This is a genomic window from Micromonospora maritima (assembly GCF_902825405.1).
GTDB lineage: Bacteria > Actinomycetota > Actinomycetes > Mycobacteriales > Micromonosporaceae > Micromonospora > Micromonospora maritima.
This window is the reverse complement of the sequence record NZ_CADEAU010000275.1, coordinates 1-7,261: the sequence shown is the minus strand read 5'-3', so window position 1 is coordinate 7,261 and position 7,261 is coordinate 1. Positions and strand designations below refer to the sequence as shown.

Genomic DNA, 7,261 nt, shown 5'->3' with positions numbered 1-7,261 from the left:
GTCTGGCCGGCCACCACGAGCGCGACCGCGTCGCAGGCGTCGGCGACCGCCCGGTTGGTCGCGCCCAGCGCGTCGGTGAACGCCCGGCCCAGCGGTGTGGTGGGCACCAGCGACAGCCCGACCTCCGGGCTGACCAGGACCAGCCGCGCCTGGCTCGCGCGTACCGCGGCGGCCAGCTCGGCGACGGTGGCGGTGTCGTCGGCCGGCTGGTGGGCCGGGTCGAGCAGCACGGTCACCCAGCCACCGAGGTCGTCCACGAGCACGGTGTCGTTCGGGCCGGCGGCGGTGATCACCGCGGCCAGCCGGCCCGGATCCGCCGCGGTCTCCTCGGTGGTCCAGCTCCCCGGCCGGCGGGCGCGGTGCGCCGCGAGGCGGCCCGCCCACTCGGTGTCCTCCGGGTCCCCGGCGGGGGCGGTGGCGACGTATCGGACCGTGGGCGCGTCGGCGACCAGTGACTCGGCGAACTCGGACTTGCCGGAGCGGATACCGCCGAGCACGAGGAGGGTGTGCCACCCGTCAACGGACATGCCCGTACCTTAGTTCTCCCGCCCCCACCCCGCCCCTCCCCGCCCCCTCTCCGCGTCGATCTTGCGGTTGCGGCCCCCGGGATGCCGGAAATGGCGGTTCTGTCGGGGCGGCAACCGCACGATCGCCGGGGCGGGGGCCGGTCGCCGAGCACCACTGCCGACGTCGGTGCCGCGACACCGCACCGGCCGGCGACCGGCATGATCCATGTGGCGGCGGGCCGGCACGCGGCGGGCCGACTAGGCTTGCGGGGGTTTGGCGTCCCACGGGACGACGGCGGCGAGGGGAGACGCGGCATGGCGTGGAGCTGGCGGTACGAGGGCACGAACGGCGAAGCGGTCGACGGGCCGGCTGAGTCGTTCCCGAATCAGGCGGACGCCGAGTCCTGGATCGGCCAGACCTGGCGGGAGCTCGCGACGTCCGGCGTCACCACCGTCTCACTGGTCGAGGACGACCGGGTGGAATACCGGATGAGCCTGCAGCCCCCGGCCGAATGACCGGCTACGACCGCCCGGGTGACCCGCTGGTGCTCGGCGTGCCCCGGGCGGCGTTCCGACCCAGCCCGATCTTCCTGGCGCTCGTCGCGCTCTTCGTGACCGCCGGGGTGATGACCTGGAACCGCTACGGCAACGTCCGGTTCGACGTGTTCCTGTTCGTGGTGTCGGGCTGGTTGGTGTCGCTCTGTCTGCACGAGTACGCCCACGCCGTGGTCGCGTACCGGGCCGGCGACCGGGACATCGCGCACCGGGGCTACCTGACGCTCAACCCGCTGAAGTACACCAGCCCGCTGCTGTCGATCGTGCTGCCGGTGGTCGTGGTGCTGCTCGGCGGCATCGGCCTGCCCGGCGGCGCGGTCTGGGTCGACCGGCACGCCATTCCCGGGCGGCTGCGGCACACGCTGGTCAGCCTGGCCGGGCCGGCCACCAACGTGTTGTTCACCCTGGTGCTGGTGGCGGCGCTGACCTGGGGACCGGGCCTGGGCGGCCCGCTGGAGTTCTGGGCCGGCGTCGGCCTGCTCGCGTTCCTCCAGCTCACCGCCAGTGTGCTCAACCTGCTGCCGGTGCCGGGCCTGGACGGCGGCAACATGCTCCAGCCCTGGCTCAGCCCCGCCTACCGGCGGATGTACGACCTGTTCGCCCCGTACGGGTTCATCCTGCTCTTCGCGCTGCTGTGGAGCCCGCAGATCAACCGGGTGTTCTTCGGCGGGGTCTTCGCCGTCGGCGAGGCGCTCGGCCTGCCCCGGGAGCTGTACCAGCTCGGTTTCTACCTGATCCGCTTCTGGCAGGGCTGACGCGCCGATCCGCTCCTGACGCGGCGGCCCGGGCCGGCGGTCGACCGCCGGCCCGGGACCGGGCGTCACGGGCGCTGGGCCGGGCTCTCGGTCTGGGCCGGGTCCCGCTCGGTGACCGGCTCGACGATCTCGTCGATCGCCTTGAGCAGCTCGGCGTCGAGCTTCACGCCCGCCGCCTTGACGTTGTCGTGCACCTGCTCGGGCCGGGACGCGCCGATGATCGCCGAGGCGACGTTCGGGTTCTGCAGCACCCACGCGACGGCGAGCTGCGGCATGGTCAGCCCGGCCTGCTCGGCCAGGGGCTTGAGCCGCTGCACCCGGGTCAGCACGTCGTCGGTGAGCCACTTGGCGATGAAGTCGGCGCCGGACTTCTCGTCGGTGGCGCGCGAGCCGGCCGGCGGCGGCTGACCCGGCAGGTACTTGCCGGAGAGGACGCCCTGGGCCATCGGCGACCAGACGATCTGGCCGATGCCCAGCTCCTCGCTGGCCGGGACGACCTCGGTCTCGATGACCCGCCACAGCATCGAGTACTGCGGCTGGTTGGAGATCAGCGGGATGCGCAGCTCACGGGCCAGCGCGTGCGCCTCGCGCAGCTGCGACGCCTTCCACTCCGAGACGCCGATGTAGTGCGCCTTGCCGGAGCGCACGACGTCGGCGAAGGCCTCCATCGTCTCCTCCAGCGGGGTGCTGTAGTCGTAGCGGTGGGCCTGGTAGAGGTCGACGTGGTCGGTCTGCAGGCGGCGCAGCGAGCCGTCGATCGACTCCATGATGTGCTTGCGGGACAGGCCCCGGTCGTTGCGGCCCGGACCGGTCGGCCAGTACACCTTCGTGAAGATCTCCAGCCCCTCGCGGCGCTCGCCGGAGAGCGCGCGGCCGAGCACCGACTCGGCACGGGTGCCGGCGTAGACGTCGGCGGTGTCGAAGGTGGTGATGCCACTGTCGAGGGCGGCCCGCACACAGGCGACGGCGGCCTCCTCCTCGACCTGCGAGCCGTGGGTGATCCAGTTGCCGTACGAGATCTCGCTGACCATCAGGCCGGAGCGGCCCAGGTGTCGGAATTCCATGCTCCCGACCCTAGTCCCGCCCGCCGGCCGGTGCCGCGCGGCGTTCACGCCGGTAGCAGCGCGTCCCGCATCCGGGCGCCGAGCCACCGGCGGAAGCTCTCCTCGGTCCACCCGCACCGGTGCACCAGCGCCGCGTAGTGCGCCGGATCGTTGTAGAACCACAGGCCGTCCACGGCACGCTCGGTGTCGGTGTCCGGCCGCAGCGGGCCGTCCAGGGTGAGCAGCCGGTCGACCACCATCCGGGCTCCCGCCCGGCGGTTGCGCAGCAGGGTCTCCCACAGTTCGGCCACCTCGGGCGCCTCGTCCGCGGCCCGGCGCACGGTCTCGAACGCGCCGGCCGCGCGGTGGCCGATCAGCGTGCAGACCCCGGCGTACGCGTCGAGCACCCCGCCCTGGTCGGGCGCCTCCCAGACCGGTTGGAACCACGGACGCCGGGCCACCGGCACCGGCTCGTCGTCCCCGGCGAGCGCCTCGTCGAGCACCTGCCGCAGCAGCGCGGCCTTGGACCCGAACGCGGCGAACACGGTGGGCCGGGCGACGCCGGCCTCGGCCGCCACGTCGGCCAGCGACGTCGCCGCGTACCCGCGTGCGACGAACAGCTCGGTCGCGGCCCGCACCACCGCCTGCCGGGTGCGGCGGGCGTTCTCCTCGCGTACCGGGGAGCGGTAGGGGCGCTTTCCGTCCTTGACTCCAGCCATGACGTCGCGATACTAACCGTATATTCACCATACCAATGGCTATCGAATGTCTCCACGTCCATCGGAAAGCCGGGAGGCCCTCATGTCCATCCGCCCCTACCTGCTCGGTCCTGACGACGGCGAGGCCCACTGGTTCCTCGGCAGCCTGTGCACCGTGAAGGCCGGTGGCCGGCACACCCGGGACCGGCTCACCGTCGCCGAGTTCGTCAACCCGCCCGGCTTCGCCCCGCCGTTGCACCGCCACCAGGTCGAGGACGAGATGTTCTACGTGCTCTCCGGCACCGCCCGGTTCCACTGCGACGGGCAGAGCCTCACCGCCGGCCCCGGGGACTTCGTCCTGCTGCCGGTGGGGATCGCGCACAGCTTCGTGGTCGGCCCCGACGAGCCGCTGCGCGCGCTCCAGATCACCACCCCCGCCGGGTTCGAGCGGTTCGCCGCGGAGGCCGGCGTGCCAGCGCCGGAACGCCGGCTGCCCGACCCCGGCCCGATCGACCCGGCCGCGCTCGGGCACGCCGCGGCCCGCAACGGCATCGAGCTGCTGGGGCCCCCGCCGACGGCGTGAGACCGGGTCAGAGCACCGGGCTGGCGTCGGTGAGCAGCCGGTCGATCTCGGCGGTGACCTCCGCGCGGCCCCGGTGCACCGGATCGATGAGCGGCTCGCCGCGCCGGTCCAGCGCGCCCCACCGCCCCGACTCGGTGGTGACCAGGAACGCCACCGGATGCACCACGAGCGTCGGGTACGCGGGCGCCACCACCACCCGGCCGCTCCGATCCACCACGCCCCGGCGGCCGGCCAGCTCGACCACGGCCAGGCCGTCGGAGGTGAAGCCGTCCAGGTGCCGACCGTCGGCCAGGGACGTGCCCAGACCGTGGTAGCGGGTCGGCACCACGACCGTCCCGGTCCGGTCCACCGCGCCCCAACCGCCGTTCTGCCGGACCGCCGCCAGCCCGTTGCGGAACGGCCGCGCCTCCTCGTAACCGGGTGGGATCTTCACGATGTTCATCTGGTCGACGGCCATCCAGCGGCCCTTGCCGTCCATGGACACCCAGGACAGTCCCTCGGAGAACCCACCGACCGCCCGGTAGCCGTTGTTCGCCTCGATCAGCGCCGCGCCGGTGGTGTCGATGAGCGCCCAGCGGGACGCTTCCGGTCGGCGGACCCAGGCCAGTCCCTCGGAGAACGGCTGCGCCTCCGCGTACCGGTACGCGATGACCAGCTCGCCGTCGGCGTCCGCGTACCCCCAGAGCTGTTGCTCCTCGTCGAACGTCGCCACCGGGTACCGCGGGGTGCCCAGCACCTGCTCCCGGCTGCGCGGCGGCGGACCGAAGCCACCGCCCGCGGCCCGCTCGGCGACCGCGTCCAACGCGACCAGGGTACGCGCGTTGAGCGGCCCGTCCTCGCCCTGCCGCAGGTCAAGCGCCCGCTCGAAGTGCAGGCACGCCTCGGTCAGCCGACCCTGGTCGAAGCAGGAACGCCCGGCGTGCTCGTGCAGCAACGCGCGCAGCCGGTCCGGCAGCTCCGGCGAGTTGGCCTCGGCGAAGAGCCGGTCGGCCTCCGCGTGCTCGCCGCGCCAGCGCAGCACCTCGGCGAGACGGGCGCGGGCCAGTGCGGTCCGCCGCAACTCACCGGTGGCCTCCGCGTACGTGACGGCGAGCCGCCCGTCGGCGACCGCGTCGTCCAGGTCCCCGAGGACCCGGGACGCCACCGACCGGAGACTGAGCAGCCGCGCCCGACTGCGGTTGTCCAGCGCGGTGTCGAGCTTGCCGGTGAGACCGTCCCGGATCCGCCGCAGCTCGTCCGGCTCGGGCGCCTCCTCGCGCAGCGTCCCCGGGTGCAGACGCCAGCCCACGGCGGCCAGGGCCTGCTCCGGGTCGGCCGGCGGCGCCGGCTCGGCAGCGGGCGCCTCGGCCTCCGGTCCCGCCTCCTCGGTACGGCCCTCCGCCGGCCCACCCTCGTTCGCCGGTTCGTCGTCCGCTGCCGCGTCACGCCGATCCGGCTCCCCGTCGGGCTCGGGGGTCGCCGTGTCGTCCTCGGTGGGCTGCGAGGGCTCGACTGCGCCGTCCTCGACCGTGGTCGCGTCCCGGTCCGCGGCGGTGTCCGTTCCGCTCGTCGAGGCCACGGTGGTGGCCGCTGCCGCCGGGGTGTCCTGGTCCGTGATGGTGGTGTCGGGCGCCGTGGCCGGGGTGTCCTGGTCCGTGGTGGTACGGGGCGCTGTCGTCGGCGCGTCGACCGTGGTCGCGGAATCCGGTACGGCCGCTACCGCCGGCGCGACGACCGGTTCCGCAACCGGCGGTTCCGGGACGCGCGCTTCGCCGACGTGCGAGTCCTCGACTGTCGGTTCGGGGCCGACGTCCTCGGTGCTCGCCTGCTCGGGAATGGCCCGGTCCGTTGCCGCCCCCTGCGGTGCGGCGCGCCCGGTTGCGGTGTTCGCCGTTCCAGTGCTCGCCGTCGGAGCGCTCGACGACGCAGCGCTCGCCGTTGCGATCGGCACCTCGGCGGCCTTCTCCGTCGTGGCCTGCGGTGGGCGCGCCAGCGCCGAGGTCCCCGCTGCTGGGGGCGTCGATGCCTCCGGTGCCTCCGGTGCCTCCGGTGCTGGTGCTGACGGTGTCGACGACACCGGGGTCGTCACCGGTGGCGGCGGGGTGATGCGCGCTCCCGCTGCCACCTCCTCGGCCCCTTGCCCCGTACCCGGGACCGTGCTGTCGGCCGGCGTCCCGCCGCCGGCATCGGCCGACGCGCCGATGTCGGCCGGTGCCGGCGGCACTTCGCTCGCGGCGCCGCCCAAGGTGGACGATGCGGTGCGCTCGGCCACGTCGACGGACGCCGTCAGGTCACGCCCGTCAACGTCGGGATCGTCTGGTTCGCCCGACCGCGACTTCTCGCCCGCGCGAGATCTTGGAACGAAACGGCCCTCATAGGGGCCGGAATCTTCCAAGATCTCCGGCGGTGCCTCCGTTGTGGGGTGGAGGGTTCGGGCAGGGGTGGGGTCGCCGGGGACATGGCCGGCCGATCCGACCGGGTCGGGGGAGGCGGACGGCTCAGCCGGCTCCACGAGATCGACGGACTGGCCGGAGACGACGGGCTCCGTACGGGCGGCCGGCTGGTCGGAGTCGGCCGAACCGACGGAGTCGGTGGACCCCGTCGGGTGGTCCGGGTGCCCAGGGTCGACGGGCTTGCGTGGGTCGCCCGGCTGCGCGTGGCCGTCCGGCTGCGCGTGGGCGGCCGGCTCCGGGCGGTCGCCCGCCTGCGGGGGAGCGATCTGCCCTGTCGGGTCGCCGGAGTGCGCGGGCGCCGTCAGCTCCGCAGCGTCCACCGACTGCGCAGGCTCGGTCGGACTGCCCGGCCGGAGGTCGGCCTCGACCAACTGGTCGACACCCGCGCCGTCGGCGTGTCCGGAGGACGCGGACGCGTCCTGCTCCGAGGGCCGCGTACCCGCGTCCTGATCCCGGGTCGCCGTCGGTCGGCTCGGCCGGAACCAGGCCTCCGCACCGCCGTCCGGGGACTCTGGCGCGGGACCTGTCACCGCCACCGGATGCCCGGCTCCGACCCGGTCCCGCCGGTCGTCGTCCCCGTGACCGTCGTGGGGTCGGCCCGGTCGCTCGTCGGCCCGGTCGGCGTTCGGGCCGGTCGGCGGCCGGCCGGGGTCAGCACGGGCATGCGCAGCTCGCCCAGCCGGTCGATG

Annotated in this window: 7 protein-coding genes and 1 pseudogene; 4 read left to right on the top strand and 4 right to left on the bottom strand. The window is 74.3% G+C overall.

The window, feature by feature from the left end:
- The coding region (locus HUW36_RS21495; protein WP_174529818.1) for a bifunctional adenosylcobinamide kinase/adenosylcobinamide-phosphate guanylyltransferase at positions 1-527 on the bottom strand (527 nt) is incomplete at its 3' end.
- Positions 528-821: 294 nt separating this feature from the next.
- On the opposite strand from HUW36_RS21495, the gene HUW36_RS21490 reads away from it, so the two are divergent.
- Together HUW36_RS21490 and HUW36_RS21485 are read left to right on the top strand one after the other, a co-directional pair.
- Positions 822-1,022 carry a hypothetical protein gene (locus tag HUW36_RS21490; RefSeq protein WP_091573186.1) on the top strand — a complete coding sequence of 67 codons (201 nt, stop codon included), beginning with the start codon at positions 822-824 and terminating at the stop codon, positions 1,020-1,022.
- Positions 1,019-1,816, top strand: a complete 798-nt coding sequence (locus HUW36_RS21485; RefSeq protein ID WP_174529817.1) for a site-2 protease family protein — start codon at positions 1,019-1,021, stop codon at positions 1,814-1,816. Before HUW36_RS21490 ends, HUW36_RS21485 begins: the two co-directional genes overlap by 4 nt.
- Positions 1,817-1,881: 65 nt before the next feature.
- On the opposite strand, the gene HUW36_RS21480 is transcribed toward HUW36_RS21485, so the two are convergent.
- Complete coding sequence (locus HUW36_RS21480) at positions 1,882-2,880, bottom strand: aldo/keto reductase family protein (RefSeq protein ID WP_174529816.1); 999 nt, start codon at positions 2,878-2,880, stop codon at positions 1,882-1,884.
- A gap of 44 nt (positions 2,881-2,924) precedes the next feature.
- Positions 2,925-3,578 (bottom strand): TetR/AcrR family transcriptional regulator, encoded by a 654-nt coding sequence (locus tag HUW36_RS21475; RefSeq protein WP_174529815.1) that lies wholly within the window; start codon positions 3,576-3,578, stop codon positions 2,925-2,927.
- Between the two features lie 82 nt (positions 3,579-3,660).
- Between HUW36_RS21475 and HUW36_RS21470 the strand changes: the two genes are divergently transcribed.
- Complete coding sequence (locus tag HUW36_RS21470) at positions 3,661-4,140, top strand: quercetin 2,3-dioxygenase (protein ID WP_174529814.1); 480 nt, start codon at positions 3,661-3,663, stop codon at positions 4,138-4,140.
- A gap of 7 nt (positions 4,141-4,147) precedes the next feature.
- Here the strand turns inward: HUW36_RS21470 and HUW36_RS21465 are convergent.
- A pseudogene (locus HUW36_RS21465) lies at positions 4,148-5,644 on the bottom strand (WG repeat-containing protein); the annotation flags it as partial.
- A gap of 28 nt (positions 5,645-5,672) precedes the next feature.
- Here HUW36_RS21465 and HUW36_RS34555 point away from each other — a divergent pair.
- Positions 5,673-6,497, top strand: coding sequence for a hypothetical protein (locus tag HUW36_RS34555; protein WP_246248255.1), 825 nt, complete (start codon positions 5,673-5,675; stop codon positions 6,495-6,497).
- The last annotated feature ends 764 nt before the right edge of the window (positions 6,498-7,261 follow it).

Bases quoted from the DNA above. Each gene is read 5' to 3' on its own strand.
- HUW36_RS21470 (WP_174529814.1), top strand. From the start codon at position 3,661: ATGTCCATCCGCCCCTACCTGCTCGGTCCTGACGACGGCGAGGCCCAC.
- HUW36_RS21475 (WP_174529815.1), bottom strand. From the start codon at position 3,578: ATGGCTGGAGTCAAGGACGGAAAGCGCCCCTACCGCTCCCCGGTACGC.
- HUW36_RS21485 (WP_174529817.1), top strand. From the start codon at position 1,019: ATGACCGGCTACGACCGCCCGGGTGACCCGCTGGTGCTCGGCGTGCCC.
- HUW36_RS21480 (WP_174529816.1), bottom strand. From the start codon at position 2,880: ATGGAATTCCGACACCTGGGCCGCTCCGGCCTGATGGTCAGCGAGATC.
- HUW36_RS21490 (WP_091573186.1), top strand. From the start codon at position 822: ATGGCGTGGAGCTGGCGGTACGAGGGCACGAACGGCGAAGCGGTCGAC.